13 protein-coding genes are annotated in these 16897 nt (G+C 35.6%); 12 read left to right on the forward strand and 1 reads right to left on the reverse strand.

What is annotated here, in order from left to right; all coding sequences use genetic code 11:
• Nucleotides 1-12 precede the first annotated feature (12 nt).
• From kduI to PBT89_RS05095, 10 genes are all read left to right on the forward strand, one after another.
• Nucleotides 13-846: a 5-dehydro-4-deoxy-D-glucuronate isomerase gene (gene kduI, locus PBT89_RS05050; protein WP_270063667.1), complete on the forward strand. Its 834-nt coding sequence runs from the start codon at nt 13-15 to the stop codon at nt 844-846.
• 10 nt (nt 847-856) lie between these two features.
• Nucleotides 857-1618, forward strand: coding sequence for an SDR family NAD(P)-dependent oxidoreductase (locus PBT89_RS05055; protein WP_270063668.1), 762 nt, complete (start codon nt 857-859; stop codon nt 1616-1618).
• A gap of 29 nt (nt 1619-1647) precedes the next feature.
• On the forward strand, nt 1648-3051 hold the full coding sequence (gene uxaC, locus PBT89_RS05060; protein WP_270063669.1) for a glucuronate isomerase: 1404 nt from the start codon (nt 1648-1650) through the stop codon (nt 3049-3051).
• On the forward strand, nt 3052-4074 hold the full coding sequence (locus PBT89_RS05065) for a sugar kinase (RefSeq protein WP_270063670.1): 1023 nt from the start codon (nt 3052-3054) through the stop codon (nt 4072-4074).
• A gap of 188 nt (nt 4075-4262) precedes the next feature.
• Nucleotides 4263-4931: a bifunctional 4-hydroxy-2-oxoglutarate aldolase/2-dehydro-3-deoxy-phosphogluconate aldolase gene (locus tag PBT89_RS05070; RefSeq protein WP_270063671.1), complete on the forward strand. Its 669-nt coding sequence runs from the start codon at nt 4263-4265 to the stop codon at nt 4929-4931.
• Complete coding sequence (locus PBT89_RS05075) at nt 4931-5917, forward strand: TRAP transporter substrate-binding protein (RefSeq protein ID WP_270063672.1); 987 nt, start codon at nt 4931-4933, stop codon at nt 5915-5917. Before PBT89_RS05070 ends, PBT89_RS05075 begins: the two co-directional genes overlap by 1 nt.
• A 4-nt stretch (nt 5918-5921) precedes the next feature.
• Entirely contained in the window at nt 5922-6389 is a 468-nt protein-coding gene (locus PBT89_RS05080) for a TRAP transporter small permease (protein ID WP_270058805.1), read from the forward strand.
• Entirely contained in the window at nt 6386-7675 is a 1290-nt protein-coding gene (locus PBT89_RS05085; protein WP_270063673.1) for a TRAP transporter large permease, read from the forward strand. The genes PBT89_RS05080 and PBT89_RS05085 overlap by 4 nt, the downstream gene beginning before the upstream one ends.
• A gap of 14 nt (nt 7676-7689) precedes the next feature.
• Nucleotides 7690-9141, forward strand: coding sequence for a tagaturonate reductase (locus PBT89_RS05090; protein ID WP_270063674.1), 1452 nt, complete (start codon nt 7690-7692; stop codon nt 9139-9141).
• 28 nt (nt 9142-9169) lie between these two features.
• Nucleotides 9170-10786: a UxaA family hydrolase gene (locus PBT89_RS05095; protein ID WP_270063675.1), complete on the forward strand. Its 1617-nt coding sequence runs from the start codon at nt 9170-9172 to the stop codon at nt 10784-10786.
• On the opposite strand, the gene PBT89_RS05100 is transcribed toward PBT89_RS05095, so the two are convergent.
• Nucleotides 10781-11803: a LacI family DNA-binding transcriptional regulator gene (locus tag PBT89_RS05100; protein ID WP_270063676.1), complete on the reverse strand. Its 1023-nt coding sequence runs from the start codon at nt 11801-11803 to the stop codon at nt 10781-10783. The genes PBT89_RS05095 and PBT89_RS05100 overlap by 6 nt on opposite strands.
• Before the next feature lie 515 nt (nt 11804-12318).
• Between PBT89_RS05100 and PBT89_RS05105 the strand changes: the two genes are divergently transcribed.
• Both PBT89_RS05105 and PBT89_RS05110 read left to right on the forward strand, forming a co-directional pair.
• Complete coding sequence (locus PBT89_RS05105; protein WP_270063677.1) at nt 12319-13755, forward strand: glycoside hydrolase family 28 protein; 1437 nt, start codon at nt 12319-12321, stop codon at nt 13753-13755.
• Between the two features lie 58 nt (nt 13756-13813).
• The gene (locus PBT89_RS05110) at nt 13814-16894 is read left to right on the forward strand and encodes a SusC/RagA family TonB-linked outer membrane protein (RefSeq protein ID WP_270063678.1); all 3081 of its coding nucleotides are present in this window, start codon (nt 13814-13816) and stop codon (nt 16892-16894) included.
• The last annotated feature ends 3 nt before the right edge of the window (nt 16895-16897 follow it).

The following is a 16897-nucleotide window of genomic DNA, read 5'->3' on the forward strand; positions in this document are numbered from 1 at the left end:
TAACTAAAAATTATGACAACATCAGAATTTAGATATGCACATCATCCCGAAGATGTGAAAAGATATACAACAGAAGAACTTCGTGAACATTTTCTTATTCCGGAGCTTTTTGTAAAGGATCAAATAAAATTAACCTATACCATGTATGACCGCTATATCGCCGGTGGTGCATTTCCGGTAAATAAGGCGTTAAAATTAGAGCCTATCGACGAGTTAAAAGCAGAAAACTTTCTAGATCGTCGTGAATTAGGAGTGATTAATGTTGGTGGTAAAGGTAAAGTTACCGTTGATGGTAAGGTTTATGAAATTGGTCACCGTGAAGCTATTTATGTAGGTAGAGGTTCTAAAGAAGTAATTTTCGAAGCTACCGATGAACAACCTTATTTCTACATTAATTCTGCGCCTGCACACAGAGTAAATCCTACCAAAAAAGTCACTAGAGCTGAGGCAGAAATTGTTGAGTTGGGAGATAGTAAAACTTCAAACAAACGTGTGATTAATAAATTGATCGTAAATAGCGTGGTAGAAACTTGTCAGCTTCAAATGGGAATGACAGAACTTCAAGAAGGTTCCGTTTGGAATACGATGCCACCACATACGCACGAACGCAGAATGGAAGTTTACTTTTACTTCGATTTAGAAGAAGGGCAAACCATTAGCCATTTTATGGGACAACCAAATGAAACACGTCACGTGTTTATGAAAAATCATCAAGCAATTATTTCTCCAGAATGGTCTATTCACGCAGGTGCAGGAACCTCAAACTATACATTTATTTGGGGAATGGCCGGTGAAAATTTAGATTATGGAGATATGGATAAAGTAACTCCAGACGAACTTAAATAAGAAGCAATCTATGAGTTTATTTAGTTTAGAAGGAAAAACAGCTTTAGTAACCGGATGTAAACGCGGTATTGGTTTTGCAATGGCAGAAGCCTTAGCAGAAGCCGGAGCAAATATTCTTGGAGTTTCTGCTTCTTTAGAATTAGAAGGTTCGGCAATCGAAAAGCGAATCAAAGAAATAGGAAAAGATTTTACAGCTTACCAGTGTGATTTTTCAGATCGAAAATCACTATATGCATTTATTGAGAAAGCAAAAGCTGAAAATCCACAAATAGATATTTTAATCAATAATGCTGGTACCATTATGCGTAAACCGGCAGCAGAGCATCCTGATGAATATTGGGATAAGGTGATTGAGGTTAACCAAAACGCGCAATTCATTTTAACCCGAGAAATCGGTAAAGAAATGATTAAGCGTGGTCACGGTAAAGTGATTTTTACCGCTTCATTGTTAACCTTCCAAGGCGGAATTACCGTTCCTGGTTATGCGGCTTCCAAAGGTGCAATTGGTCAATTAACGATGGCTTTTTCTAACGAATGGGCTGGCAAAGGAGTTCAGGTTAATGCGATTGCTCCTGGTTATATTGCTACAGATAACACTCAAGCTTTGCGTGATAATGAGGAAAGAAGCGAAGCAATTTTAGCTAGAATCCCAGCAGGACGTTGGGGCGAACCAAAAGACTTTAAAGGTCCTACTATATTTTTAGCTTCAGAAGCAAGTGATTATATGAGTGGGAGTATTGTTACCGTAGATGGTGGCTGGATGGGAAGATAATTTTTCTCAAAATATTGAAAAATAGAAAAATGAGTACAAAAACATTTATAACCGATAATTTCCTTTTAGAGAATAAATATGCAGAAGAGCTGTATCATTCTTATGCAAAAGATCAACCAATTATCGATTACCATAATCATTTACCACCGGCGCAGATCGCTGCCGATACGCAATTCGAGAATATTTCTAAAGTTTGGTTGGCCGGGGATCACTACAAGTGGCGTGCGATGCGAACTTTAGGTATAAACGAAAAGTTTATTACTGGCGATGCAAGCGATAAAGAAAAGTTTGAGGCTTGGGGGAAAACAGTTCCGCATACGCTTAGAAATCCATTATATCACTGGACGCATTTAGAATTAAAACGTTATTTTGGGATTGAGGAGTTGCTAAATGAAAAAAATGCTTCTTCAATTTACGAAAATGTAAATGCGCAACTTCAACAAAAAGAAAATTCTTGTAGAGGTTTGTTGAATAAGATGAATGTAGAAACTTTATGTACTACAGAAGATCCTACAGACAACCTAAAGCATCATCAAACCATCAAAGAACAAAATATTGGCATTAAAGTAAGTACAGCTTTTCGTCCAGATAAATCAATTTTAATTGATGCGGAAGGTTATACCGATTATTTAAAAGAATTAGGTAAAGTTGCCGAGATAGATATTCAGAGTTTTCAGGATCTAAAAGATGCACTTTTGAAGCGTATTCAATATTTCGACGAAAATGGATGCAAACTCTGTGATCACGGGCTAAATTCTATGAGCTTTGAGAACTTTACAGAAGCTGAAGTAAACGCTGTTTTCAAAAGTAAGCTTGCAGGAAAAGAGATCTCATTTGGTGATGTAGAGAAATTTAAAACTGCATTACTATTATTTTTAGGGAAAACTTATCATCAATTTGGATGGGTGCAGCAATTCCATTTAGGAGCGCTACGTAACAATAACAAGCGTATGTTAGCGCAGTTGGGGCCTGATACTGGATGGGATTCGATTGGTGATTATAGTCAGGCTGAAAAGCTTTCTAAGTTTTTAGATACGCTCGATGGAAAAGATAAATTAACTAAAACTATCTTGTATAATCTCAATCCTGCCGATAACGAGATTTTTGCCACAATGATTGGTAATTTTAATGACGGTAGTGTAAAAGGAAAAGTACAGTTAGGTTCAGGTTGGTGGTTTTTAGACCAGAAGGATGGTATGGAAAAGCAGATGAACGCACTTTCTAATATGGGCTTAATTAGTTGTTTCATAGGAATGTTAACCGATTCTAGAAGTTTTCTTTCTTTCCCAAGACACGAATATTTTAGAAGAGTATTATGTAATCTCTTCGGAAAAGAAATAGCTTTAGGAGAATTACCAGAAGATATGGAGTTGGTAGGAAATACTATTTCAAAAATTTGCTATGGAAATGCCAAAGATTATTTCAATTTTTAGATGAAGAAATTAAATCAACATAAAAAGATCGTCTCTTTTGGAGAAGTTCTAATGCGATTATCACCAGCGGAAAACAGAAAACTTCCGCAGGCTACTTCCATGGATTTTTATTTCGGAGGGACAGAAATGAACGTTGCGGCTTCACTTTCTTATTTCGGTGAAAAAACGCAACAAATAACTAATGTTTCAAACGATTTAGTAGGTGACGCAGCTATCACTGCTATGAGAAAATTCGGGATTGATGTATCTGCTGTTAACAAGGTAGATCATCCTCTTGGGCTTTACTTTTTAGAAGTAGGATCAGGCCTTCGAGCGAGTAAAATTGCTTATAATCGTTTACAAGGAAGTTTTGCTAATATTACACCAGAAAGTGTAAATTGGGAGGGAATTTTAAAGGATGCCGGTTTTTTACATTGGACGGGGATTTCTCCAGCAGTTTCAGAAAGTGCTTACCAAACTTTGAAACAAGGCTTGCAGATCGCTAAAGAAAAAGGAGTTGCAGTTACTGCAGATCCCGCTTACCGCAGTAATCTTTGGAAATATGGTAAAGATGGTCATCAAGTTTTAAAAGAATTAGTGGGGATGTCTACTATATTCATTGGTGGCGTCAACGAAATTAATGAGATTTTAAAAACTGATTTCGATTTTTCTAAAGAAGGATTTATTGCTGCTAGTAAAGAATTGATTAAAGAATGTCCTTCTATTGAAAAAGTTTTTGATAAAATAAGAGAAGGCGTTAGTGCAAGCTGGCAGAAGGTTTACGCTCATGCTTGGACAGGTTCAGAATATATTGAAACTCAACAATTAGAAATAACAAATGTTGTAGACCGAATAGGAACGGGAGATGCTTATGCGGCCGGACTTATCTATGGATTGCTTCATTTTGATGATCAAAAAGCAATAGAATTCGCAAATGCGGCTTGTGCTTTAAAACATACGATTTTAGGTGATGCTAATTTGGTAAGTCCCGAAGAAGTTTTAGAAGTAGCAGAAGGAAGCACCGGCGGAAGAATAAAAAGATAAGATTTATTTTTCTAGAAATTAGAGTTTAGATCTTAGAAATTAGAATTATGAAATATGACGAGTGCGTCATCCCGGACTGGATCCGGGATCTCATCTCACTAAGAATGTAATTCGATGTGGAAACAAGTTTGGAATAACCATTCTTGTCAATACAAAACATGGAAAATTTAACTTATAACCATTATTAAATGGCAACATATTCAAGAATAGCGGTAGCGCAACAGATGAAAGAGACAGGAATTGTTCCTGTTTTTTACCATTCTGATATACAAACCTGTAAAGAAGTTTTAAAAGCATGTTACGATGGCGGAGCTCGTGTTTTTGAATTCACTAATAGAGGTGATTTCGCACATGAAGTTTTTGCAGATTTGGTTAAATATGCCACGAAAGAATTACCAGGTATGATGCTTGGTGTAGGCTCGGTGATAGATGCAGGTACAAGCGCACTTTATCTTCAGCTAGGAACAAACTTTATCGTTTCACCTTTAGTAAATGCTGAAATGGCTAAAACCTGTAATCGACGCAAAGTTGCCTGGATGCCGGGATGTGGTTCGGTAACAGAAATTAACTATGCGGAAGAGTTAGGTGCTGAGGTAGTAAAGATCTTTCCAGGCTCTCAGGTAGGTGGCCCTTCATTTGTAAAAGCAGTAAAAGGTCCTTTACCGTGGGCAAGTATAATGCCTACAGGCGGGGTTTCCCCAACAAAAGAAAACTTAAGTGAATGGTTTGCTGCTGGCGTACATTGTGTAGGGATAGGATCTAAACTTTTTATTAAAAATGAAGATGGAAAGTTTGATTTACAAAAAGTTCAGGCAAAAGTAGCAGAAGCCATAAAAATAGTTGAATCTTTAAGATAATGAAGATACCAAGAAAAACATACTTGTTTTACTTTTCGTTGTGTAGCCTGCTTATTTTAGCAGGTTGCCAATCGAAAGATCAAACAAAAATAATAAGATTGGGGCATGGTTTAGATACTTCTCATCCAGTACATAAAGCAATGAAATTCATGGCCGACCGTCTAGAAGAAAAATCTGGTGGAACCATGACAATCGATATCTACCCCAATCAGCAATTAGGGTCGGAAAGAGAGTGTCTCGAATTGTTACAAATTGGGAGTTTAGGAATGACAAAGGTTTCTACAGGAGTATTAGAAAATTTTGCTCCAGAACTAAAAGTCTTCGGTTTACCCTTTTTGTTTAGAGATAGCGATCACCGTTTTAATGTCCTGGAAGGCGAGATAGGACAAGACCTTTTGCTAGCTAGTGAACGAAATCGTTTGAGAGGACTTACGTTTTATGATGCCGGTAGTAGAAGTTTCTACAGCACTGAACCATTAAATAATCCTGATGATTTAGTGGGGCAGAAAATACGAGTTATGGAATCCCAAACTGCAATTAATATGGTGAAAAATCTTGGAGGTTCTCCAACACCAATTAGTTGGGGAGAACTTTATACTGCATTGCAGCAAGGCATTGTAGATGGAGCGGAAAATAATCTACCAAGTTTTTACCTTTCTTATCATTACGAGGTTTGTAAATATTTTATGGTAGATGAGCATACAGCACTACCAGACGAATTAATAGTGAGTACAATTATCTGGGATAAATTGAACGAACAGGAACAAAAATGGTTAAAAGAAGCCGCTATGGAATCTGCCGAATATGAGAAAAAAATCTGGCACGAAGCTGAACAGCATGCTTTAGAAGAAATTAAAAAAGCGGGAGTAAAAGTTACCTATCCAGATAAAAAAGTATTTCGTGAAAAAGTAGAGCCTATGTACGAAAAATTTAAAGAAGATCCTGTAATGAAAAATACAATAGAAGCAATACAAGCTGTACAATAGAATTATGAAAAAAGTATTAGACAAACTACTGGGAGGCGTTTTGGTGTTTTTAATGACCTTGATAGTAATTGCCGTTTTGTGGCAGGTTTTCTCAAGGTACGTTTTACAAAATCCCAGTTCAGTAACCGAAGAAATCGCTCGATATCTCTTAATTTGGATTGGTTTACTTGGCGCGGCTTATGCCTCTGGACAGCAAGAACATTTAGCAATCAATATTTTACCACCAAAATTAAATCCGGACAACAGAGTTAAATTAATGATTTTTATAAACATTCTAATAATTCTGTTCTGTGTGACGGTATTGATTATCGGAGGAGGAAATTTAGTATTAATGAATATAGAACTCGGTCAGGATTCCGCAGCTTTACATTTACCATTATCGGTAGTGTATACGGTAATACCATTAAGTGGCGCGCTGATTATTATTTATAAGCTGAACGAAATTTTTAATCCTAAAAAATACTTATTATGATTACAGAAATACTCATATTGGTCATTTCGTTTGTGATCTTGTTAAGTATAGGAGTGCCTGTAGCCTGGTCTATTGGGATTTCGTGTTTGGTGACGATTTTATTTTCTATCGATCCAATAGCTTCTTTTACTACAGTGTCCCAACGGATGGCAACAGGCCTAGATAGCTTTTCGCTATTAGCTATCCCGTTTTTTATTCTGGCGGGACAAATAATGAATCAGGGGGGAATCGCGAATCGCTTAATTAAATTTGCGAAAGCTTTAATAGGCTCCCTGCCTGGTGGTTTAATTTACGTAAATGTGATTGCTGCGATGTTATTTGGAGCCATTTCTGGATCTGCAGTTGCAGCAGCTTCTGCTATTGGAGGAATTTTAGGGCCGCCAATGGAAAAAGAGAACTATTCTAAAGAGTTTGGAGCAGCGATAAATGTAACTGCATCGACAACGGGATTGATTATTCCACCTTCAAATGTCTTAATTGTTTATTCGCTAGCAAGTGGTGGAGTTTCTATTGCAAGTTTGTTTTTGGCGGGATACATTCCAGGAATTTTGATGGGATTAGCGTTAATGCTTGTTGCTTCCGTATGGATTAAAAAGAAAAAATATCCACCCGGTACAAAGTCTAGTTTTAAGTTGATTACGGTAACTTTTCTGGATGCTTTACCTAGTTTGTTATTATTGGTGGTTGTAATTGGAGGAATTGTCTCCGGAATTTTTACAGCTACAGAAGCTTCAGGAATTGCCGTGCTTTATACCTTGATTCTTGCAACTATTTATCGTGAAATAAATCTCAAAAAGCTTTATGATATCTTTCTAAGTTCAGTAGGAACTACATCAATTGTATTATTACTTATTGCAACATCTATGAGTATGAGCTGGGTAATGTCTTTTGAAAATATTCCACAGACAGTTAGTGATCTATTACTAGGCTTAAGCGAGAATAAATATGTGATTCTTATTATAATCAATTTGCTTTTACTTTTTGTAGGAACGTTTATGGATATGACGCCGGCCGTATTAATTTTTACGCCAATTTTACTTCCTGTTATGCAGAATTTAGGCGTAGATCCTGTGCATTTCGGGATGATTATGGTAATGAATTTATGCGTTGGATTATGTACACCGCCAGTAGGGGCCGTACTCTTTATTGGGGTAGGAGTAGCGAAGACGACCATACAAAAAGTAATGAAACCTTTATTACCATTGTATGTGGTTATGTTTATTGTTTTATTATTAGTGACTTATATCCCAGAAATTAGCCTTTGGCTGCCAAAATTATTTGAATAAAATAAGATTTTAACATGGAAAAATTAAACCGAAAAAATGCAAATCTAACAACGACTTTACCAATAAAGGTAGTTCAGTTTGGCGAAGGAAACTTTTTGAGAGCCTTTGTAGATTTTGTAATAGATAAATTAAATAAAGAAGCCGATTTCAACGCGGGTGTAGCTGTAATTCAACCTTTAGCTGGCGGGTTGGTAGAAATGCTGAACGAGCAGGACGGGTTATATAACCTGTTTATGAAGGGAGTGAAGCAAGGCAAGGAAATTCAGGAGCAACGAACTATTTCTTGTATTCAGAAAGGAATAAATCCTTATAAAAATTACGAAGATTATTTAAAGCTAGCGGAAGAAGAAACTTTAGAATTCGTAATTTCTAATACTACAGAAGCCGGTATTGCTTATGATGAAAGCGATACTCTGGAAGGAACACCACATAAAAGTTTTCCAGCAAAATTAACCGCTTTATTGTATAGAAGGTTTAAGCATTTTGGCGGGGATTCAGCTAAAGGATTAACGATTATTCCTTGTGAATTAATAAATTATAATGCCGATACTTTAAAGAAAATTATACTTCATTATGCAGAATTATGGAAATTAGAAGCCGATTTTGTAGCTTGGATCAACAACAGTAATAGTTTTCACAACACCTTAGTAGATCGAATTGTTCCCGGGTATCCTAAAGCTGATATTGATGCGTATCAAAGTGAACTTCAGTTTGAGGATAAATTAATTGTTTCCGCAGAAGTATTTTTACTTTGGGTAATCGAAGGAGGAGAAGCTTTAAAAGCCAAAATTCCATTTGATAAAATAGACGAAAATATAATCGTTGTAGAAGATATGCAGCCCTATCGAACAAGAAAAGTTCGAATTTTAAATGGTGCGCATACCACGATGGTTCCTTTTTCTATTCTCTTCGGAAATGAAACCGTTAAAGAAACTGTAGATCATGATTTTACAGGAGCCTTTGTAAAAGAAGCAATTTTTAAAGAAATAATCCCAACACTATCATTGTCTGAGGAGGAGTTAAAAGCTTTTGCTGAAGAAGTTTTAGATCGTTTTAGAAATCCTTTTATCAAGCACCAATTGGCGAGTATCGCTTTAAACTCCATTTCAAAATTTAGAGTTAGAGTATTACCTAGTTTATTAGCTTTCCAGAAAGATTGTAATCGATTACCTTTGCATCTTACTTTTGCATTTGCTTGTTTAATAAGATTTTATAGAGGTGAATGGAATAATCATACTTTGCCAATTAATGATGATGATGCGGTGGTTGCTGAACTCAAACGAGTTTGGGAAATGCACAGTTATCAGGAAATTAGCAGGGAAATATTGAAAAATGAAAAATTTTGGGACATAGATTTAACGACAGTTCCAGATTTACAAGACAACATCGCCTTAGCTTTAGAATTGATTGAAACTAAAGGTATAGAAGAAGGATATAAAAATTTTATTGAAAAAGCTACAGTATAGTGCTTATTCAGCTTAAATCTTAGGAGAAATGAAGAATAAATTAATTAAAGTACATCCAGACGATAATGTAGCTATTGCTTTAATAGATCTATGGCAGGGTGATAAGATAAATTTTGAGGGCGAAGATGTAATTATACTTTCTGATGTAAAAGCGAAGCATAAAATCACGATGGTTGATTTGGAACCAGAAAGTAAAATCTTTATGTATGGAGTCTTGGTAGGAAAAGCCACTAGCAGCATTAAGAGAGGGGATGTACTTACAGTAGATAATGTAAAACATCAAGCGAGTATAACCACCGGTAAAACCGAAAGTACAAGTTATAAAAAACCTGACATTTCTAAATGGAAAGATAAAACCTTTATGGGGTATCATCGTGAAGATGGACAGGTGGGAACAGCGAATACGTGGTTATTTTTTCCTTTGGTTTTTTGCGAAAATCGTAATGTGGAATTATTGAAAGATGTTTTTGAAAAAGAATTATCCCTTCATAAGGCTACCAAGCAGCGAAAATTGTTGAGAAATCTTATTAGTGGTAACGATATAGATTTTAATGAAGAGGAAAGCGAAAAGGAAGAAAAGGTTTTTAGTAATGTAAATGTTCGTTTTATAACACATCAAGGAGGTTGCGGGGGTATACGCCAAGATGCTGTTGCTTTATCGAAACTTTTGGCAGGATACGTAAATAACCCAAATGTTACGGGAGCAACTGTGCTAAGTTTAGGCTGCCAAAATTTACAAATTGATATTTTTCAGAAAGCTTTGGATGCTATAAATCCAGATTTGAAAAAACCGGTATTAATTTACGAGCAGCAGCAAGAGGGCACTATTGATGATATGCTGAATAAAATTATCCGAGAATCTTTTGAAGGTATTAAAAAAGCAAACGAAATTCAACGAAAACCAGCACCATTATCAAAGCTTAAATTAGGTTTAGAATGTGGTGGATCTGATGGTTTTTCAGGAATTTCAGCAAATCCATCTTTAGGTTACGCGTCAGATTTATTGGCAGCCTTAGGCGGTTCACCTATTTTATCTGAATTTCCGGAATTGTGCGGAGTAGAACAAGAATTGGTAAATAGAATTGTTGATGATGAAAAAGCCAAGCGTTTTCTTGAATTAATGCGAGCTTACGAAGATGCTGCCGAAGCTTCTGGATCTGGTTTCGATATGAATCCATCTCCGGGAAATATCAAGGATGGTTTGATTACTGATGCGATGAAATCTGCCGGAGCTGCCAAAAAAGGAGGAACTTCACCTATTCAGGATATTTTAGATTACGGAGAATATGTGACTAAACCGGGATTAAACTTATTGTGTACACCGGGGAACGACGTTGAAAGTACTACGGCCATGGTAGGTTCTGGTGCTAATGTGGTTGTTTTTACCACTGGTTTAGGAACGCCAACAGGAAATCCAATAGCACCTGTAATTAAACTTTCATCAAACTCAATTTTAGCAGCCCGAATGCCTGATATTATTGATATTGATAGCGGAGCGGTGATTAAGGGAGAAAAAACGATCGAAGAGATGGGAGAAGAAATTTTGGAATATATAATTGATGTTGCTAGTGGCGAGATCACCTCAAAAGCAGATCAAAATAATCAAAATGACTTTATTCCATGGAAACGTGGAGTTTCTTTATAATTTTCTATTAGAAGAATCTCTAATATAAAGTTCGGGAGCCAGCACAACTTTCTTTTCTGTAGTAAGTGTCTGGCTCTCTTTTGTTTGTTCTAAGAAAACCTGAGCTGCAATTTTACCCATTTCAAGTGGGGTTTGATCTACAGAGGTAATTGGTAGTTCCATGTATTTTGTAAAAGGCTCGTTACTGAAACCAACCACACATACTTCTTCAGGTATTTTAATTCTATTTGCTTTTAATTCCTGAATGGCACCTAAAGCCGCATAATCACTAGAAGAAAAAATAGCATCGGGCTTTTCATCAAATTCCCATAAATCTTTAATTGCTGAAGCCCCAGATTCTAATTTACTATTTACCTGAACACTAAACCTTTTTAAAGGTGTAATCTTATGATCCTTAAGTGCTTTTAGATAACCTTCGTGTCTATTCTTGTAAATTTCTAAATTCAAGTCTCCAGAAAAATGGGCTATTTTTTTACAACCTTGTTTTATAAGATGTTCGGTAGCTAAATAGCCTCCTTTAAAATCATCTATAACTACAGAGCTTAAACCTTCTACATCTTTTTTACGGTCAAAAAAGATCAAAGGTGTATTTTCGGCAATTGCTTTCTTTATATGAGAAGTATCCTGAGTAGTTTTTGCGACAGACATAAAAATTCCATCAACCTGTGTGTTCAATAAAGTATCTATTTGTTTAACCTCATTACGAATATCTTCATGTGTTTGGCAGATGATGACATGATAACCGTGAGGCGATAATTCTTCTTCAATACCACGTATCACACTAGAGAAAAAACTACGGTTTATATAAGGAACAATAACTCCAACATTATTTGTACGTCCACTTTTTAATGCCTGAGCAAGTCGATTTTGTTTATAATTCATCGCTGCTGCGGTTTCCATAACTAGTTCTCGAGTTTTCTGACTAATTTTGGGATTGTCATTCAACGCTCTAGAAACAGTTGCTGCACTAATTTTTAGTTTTTTGGAAATATCATAAATGGTAACTTTCTCTGCCATTCAGGGATTCACTTTAAAAGATTACAGTTCTTGCTTTACGAGGCACAATATAGGAATAAGAATTAAAATATAAGGATTCCGATATTGGTAATATAAAGGTATTAAGCTTAGGTAAATCATAATATGAAAAAATATTTTTTATATTTTGTTATATTTTTTAAGTTTTTATTTGGTTATTGATAATTAATCTATAATTTAGTGCAATCGATTACAAAATTCAATATATTGCATTTGGAGCTAATTATTGCTATCTCAAATCTGTTATCCTGGAGCCGATGGTGACCGAGTGAAATGGGCGAGAAAATTATCCAAAGAGGAAGTTTCTAAGTTTTCGGTTTCTAATATTATTGATTTCTAATTGAATTTTGCAATAAATTAAACTTAATAATATTAATACCACATTTCGTTAGCTATGATTTTTAGTTTTTCTTAGTTTTAAGACTATAAATTATGTTAATTGATAAAGGTTTTATATTTTAGTGCAATCGATTACAAAACATAATAAAGATAATTATATGAAAAAACTGCTTTTAGTTTTCACGATTATTACGGCTTTTATGGCCTGTAAAACCAATACCGAGAAAAAAAAGAAAAAAGAGGATATTAAAGACGAAATATCAGAATCTGATGTTTGGAAAAAAGCAGATAAAATTATCGCAGATATTACTGTTCCTCAGTTTCAAGATCAATTGTTTGATATTACGGAATATGGAGCGGTTGCAGATGGTACAACTAATAATTCAGAAGCATTTAAAAAAGCGATTGCAGCTTGTAATGAAGCAGGAGGAGGTAAAGTTATCGTTCCCGAGGGAAAATATCTCACAGGTCCCATTCATCTAAAAAGTAATGTAAATTTACATTTAAATGAAGGAGCAGAGGTTTTGTTTAGTAAAGATGCAAACGATTATCTGCCGGCAGTACATACCTCGTATGAAGGTGTAGAATTAATGAATTATTCTCCTTTAATCTATGCTTTCGAACAGGAAAATATTGCTGTTACTGGAAAGGGAACATTTAACGGTCAAGCCGATAACGATAATTGGTGGCCATGGTCTGGTGCAGAGCGTTATGGACATAAGGAAGGTGAAGCACATCAAAAGCAAGATCACAATCTACCCGCACTAAGAAGAATGAATGAGGAAAATACGCCTGTTTCAGAACGAAAGTTTGGAAAAGGTCACCAACTGCGTCCAACTTTTTTTCAGCCTTTTGGTTGCGAAAACGTTCTAGTTAAGGATGTAACTTTTACTAACGCCCCTTTTTGGGTAATGCATCCAATAAAATCGAACAACGTTACTGTAGATGGCGTAACGGTGAATAGTCATGGCCCTAATAACGATGGATGTGATCCAGAGTATGCCAAAAATGTACATATTAAAAATTGTTTATTTAACACAGGTGATGATTGTATAGCTATAAAATCTGGCCGAAATAATGATGGTAGGCGTGTCGCTATTCCTAGTGAAAATATTGTTGTTGAAGACTGTAATATGAAGGATGGCCATGGAGGTGTTGTTATGGGAAGTGAAATCTCTGCTGGTGTTCGCAATGTTTTCGTTCGGAATTGTACTATGGATAGCCCTAATTTGGATCGTGCGATTCGTATAAAGACAAACACTTTAAGAGGTGGTTTTGTAGATGGAGTTTATGTTAAAAATATTGAAGTAGGACAAGTAAAAGAAGCAATGCTAAAAGTGAATCTTCATTATGGAATCTACGATAATCAGGAGGGTGAATTCTTTCCAAATATTTCTAATATATACTTAGAAGATATTAATGTTGAGAATGCAGGAAAATATGGAATCTTAATTATTGGACGTGAAGGTTCAAAAATTTCGAATATTAATCTGAAGAATATAACCATTAAAGGAGCAGAAACTACTACAAAAATTACCGATGCTGATCCTGTTAATTACGAAAATGTAACTATAAACGGTTCAAAAATGGAATAGGAATCAGACTTGAAATAAGTAACGAATCGAATACTAATTCTAAATACTTGGATGAATAATGAAAACGAACTTTAGAAATTATCTAACGATGTTTTTTTTAATCCTGTCCATTGGAATTTCCAATGAAATTTATGCGCAGGATTTAAAAACAATATCCGGTACCGTAAGCTCCGAAGCAGATGGTATTCCTCTTTCGGGGGTGAATATTTTTGTAGAAGGAACAAATTACGCTACGGTATCAGATTTTGATGGGAATTTTACAATAGAAGCTCCATCAGACGCAACACTAACTGTAAGTTATATAGGCTTTACAACGAAAACGATTGAAGTGGATGGAAGATCAACTATTGATATTCAAATGCAGGACGATGTTCAGGCATTAAGTGATGTTGTAGTTGTAGGTTACGGTAAGGTAAAGAAAACCGATTTAACCGGTTCAGTAGGAACGGTAGGAGGTGAAGACTTAGCAGAAAGGAATATGACAAATCCTCTAGAGGCTTTACAGGGAAATGTCCCAGGAGTACAGATTAGCACTTCTACCGGTAGAATAGGAGATGGTTTTGATATTACTATTCGTGGAAAAAACTCTATTAGCGGAAATGTTTCTCCTCTATACGTTGTAGATGGAGTTCCTACAAATAGTATTGATTTTTTAAATCCTCAGGATATTGAGCGAATGGATATCCTAAAGGATGCGTCATCAACAGCGATTTATGGCTCCAGAGGTTCAAACGGAGTAGTGATTATATCCACTAAGGATGGAGCGGGAGCAAAAGCTGGCTTCAATGTTTCTTTCGATAATTTTGTTGGTGTACGTGAAGTTACTCGTTTGCCTGAACTAATGTCTCCTGAAAAATGGTGGAGATATCATCAATCGGCTTACTTACCAACCGCAGCTAAAGATCCGTTAACGGGAACAGTTACACCAGAGACGCTAAGGGATGCTGTATCAGCCGGTGGACAAAATGATGAGTTATTTCGAAGAGTGGCAGATGGGGAATCGTTCGATTGGTATGATGAGGTGCTTCAAACCGGAATTCAACAAAATCATTATTTGAATGTATCGGGAAGATCAGAAAACGGTTTAGGATATAATTTAGGTTTGGGTTATCAAAAAGAGACCGGAAATATCGAAAATGAGAGTTTAGAAAAATATACTCTTAAATTAGGTATTAATCATCAGGTAACTGATAAAGTATCTTACGGTACTAATCTTACCATTACTTTATTGGAACAAAACTTCGGAAGTGATGTTGCCATGCGTGATGCCTTTAGATTGAATCCTTATTTGAGTCCGTATGGATTGGATGGCGAACTTTATCCATTACCAGGAAAACTTCAGGATAACGACGGAAACTTTTTAATCAATAAAACAAGTACGTACAATCCTATTCTGAATATAAATAATACCACCGATGTTAATAAAAGCTGGAATATACTTTCTAGCACTTATTTTCAATATGATCCGTTAGAATGGTTAGAATTAAAAACAACTTTTTCAACAGGAATTGAAAATTACAGAATTGGAAGATCTTGGGGTGCACAAACAGCTGTAGGTATTGATAATGATAATCTACCTTCTGCTCAGATACAGAATGGAGAAAACTTCAACTATACTTGGGACAACCAATTTAATATTTCAAAGACCTTTAATGAGGATCATAATATTAATTTACTTGGATTATTTAGTCTTTATTCTGCGGAAGGAGAAACATCCTCTCAGTCTGCTAGAAGAATTCCATTCGAAACTAAATTTTATAACATTGGTAGTGGTGATCCTGGTACTTATGATATGAATTCTAATTACCAGAAACAAACGTTGGCATCTTATGCTCTAAGAGCCAATTATTCGCTTATGGATAAGTATTTGCTAACCGCTTCAGCTAGATGGGATGGTTCGTCTTTGCTAGCAGATAATTGGGATAGCTTTTTTTCTGGAGCATTAGCATGGAAATTAAAGCAGGAAAACTTTCTTAAAGATGTAGACGCTATTTCAACTCTTAAGTTGAGAGTAAGTTATGGATTTACAGGAAATAATATTATTGCTCCATATTCAACAATTAATACCTTAGATTCTCGATATTTCTATGATTTCGGCGGTCAGGTAACTACAGGTTGGGTTCCGGGATCTTTAGCGAATCCATTTTTAAAATGGGAAAAAACCCGAGAAGTTAATTTTGGGATAGATTTTGGATTCCTGAATAATAGAATCGAGGGTAGTATAGATTATTACGATAAACTATCAGACGATCTATTATTAGAGCAACAATTGCCATTAGAAAGTGGATGGGATAATATTACGGCAAACATAGGCTCGGTAAGTAATAAAGGGGTAGAAATTGCATTAACGACCAGAAACATTCAAACATCAGATTTTAGCTGGACCACAAATTTCACTTTTACTAGAAATGTAAATGCTATTGAATCAATTTATGGTCAGGATCAGGTAGATGATATTGGAAATAACTTGTTTATAGGAGAGTCTATAGATGCGCATTATAATTATAAGTTTAATGGTATCTGGCAGGCAGATGAAGTCGACGAAGCTGCTGGTTATGGTATGGAAGAAGGACAAGAGAAATTGGTAGATGTTAATAATGATGGCCGCTATACTCCAGAAGATAGAATTATTCTTGGATCTTCAAATCCAGATTGGTCAGGGAGTTTATTTACCAATTTTAGATATAAAAACTGGGATCTATCCGCATCTTTAATCACTAATCAGGGTGTGTTAGTGTACAGTAATTTCCACTCTAATTTTGCAGATGTAAGAGATCGTGGTCGCCAAAAATTAGATGTGAATTGGTATATTCCAGAGAACGATGCAGGTATTCCTGCGCAAGTATCTAATACATATCCACAGGCGAGAAATGAAGGTTCCTTCTGGAGAAATGATGGAGTTGGATATTATCACGACGCATCTTTCGTAAAAGTCAAAAACATAGGTTTAGGATATAATATATCTGATAAAATGCTAGATAATTTGAACCTTAAAAAATTAAGGGTTTATGCGAATGTTTTAAATCCATTTGTGTTTACAGATTATGAGGGATATGATCCAGAGTGGGCCGGAGCATCTTTAAATACAGGTAGGCCTAGTTCGGTTACATATCAGTTAGGATTTAATTTAAATTTTTAGGAG

This window comes from Zunongwangia sp. HRR-M8, from assembly GCF_027594405.1.
Classification (GTDB): Bacteria; Bacteroidota; Bacteroidia; order Flavobacteriales; family Flavobacteriaceae; genus Zunongwangia.

What these genes read in the sequence shown, in the direction of transcription:
- PBT89_RS05075 (WP_270063672.1), top strand. Translation starts at nt 4,931, where the DNA reads ATGAAGATACCAAGAAAAACATACTTGTTTTACTTTTCGTTGTGTAGC.
- PBT89_RS05080 (WP_270058805.1), top strand. Translation starts at nt 5,922, where the DNA reads ATGAAAAAAGTATTAGACAAACTACTGGGAGGCGTTTTGGTGTTTTTA.
- PBT89_RS05085 (WP_270063673.1), top strand. Translation starts at nt 6,386, where the DNA reads ATGATTACAGAAATACTCATATTGGTCATTTCGTTTGTGATCTTGTTA.
- PBT89_RS05100 (WP_270063676.1), bottom strand. Translation starts at nt 11,803, where the DNA reads ATGGCAGAGAAAGTTACCATTTATGATATTTCCAAAAAACTAAAAATT.
- PBT89_RS05105 (WP_270063677.1), top strand. Translation starts at nt 12,319, where the DNA reads ATGAAAAAACTGCTTTTAGTTTTCACGATTATTACGGCTTTTATGGCC.
- PBT89_RS05070 (WP_270063671.1), top strand. Translation starts at nt 4,263, where the DNA reads ATGGCAACATATTCAAGAATAGCGGTAGCGCAACAGATGAAAGAGACA.
- PBT89_RS05090 (WP_270063674.1), top strand. Translation starts at nt 7,690, where the DNA reads ATGGAAAAATTAAACCGAAAAAATGCAAATCTAACAACGACTTTACCA.
- PBT89_RS05110 (WP_270063678.1), top strand. Translation starts at nt 13,814, where the DNA reads ATGAAAACGAACTTTAGAAATTATCTAACGATGTTTTTTTTAATCCTG.
- PBT89_RS05065 (WP_270063670.1), top strand. Translation starts at nt 3,052, where the DNA reads ATGAAGAAATTAAATCAACATAAAAAGATCGTCTCTTTTGGAGAAGTT.
- PBT89_RS05095 (WP_270063675.1), top strand. Translation starts at nt 9,170, where the DNA reads ATGAAGAATAAATTAATTAAAGTACATCCAGACGATAATGTAGCTATT.
- uxaC (WP_270063669.1), top strand. Translation starts at nt 1,648, where the DNA reads ATGAGTACAAAAACATTTATAACCGATAATTTCCTTTTAGAGAATAAA.
- PBT89_RS05055 (WP_270063668.1), top strand. Translation starts at nt 857, where the DNA reads ATGAGTTTATTTAGTTTAGAAGGAAAAACAGCTTTAGTAACCGGATGT.
- kduI (WP_270063667.1), top strand. Translation starts at nt 13, where the DNA reads ATGACAACATCAGAATTTAGATATGCACATCATCCCGAAGATGTGAAA.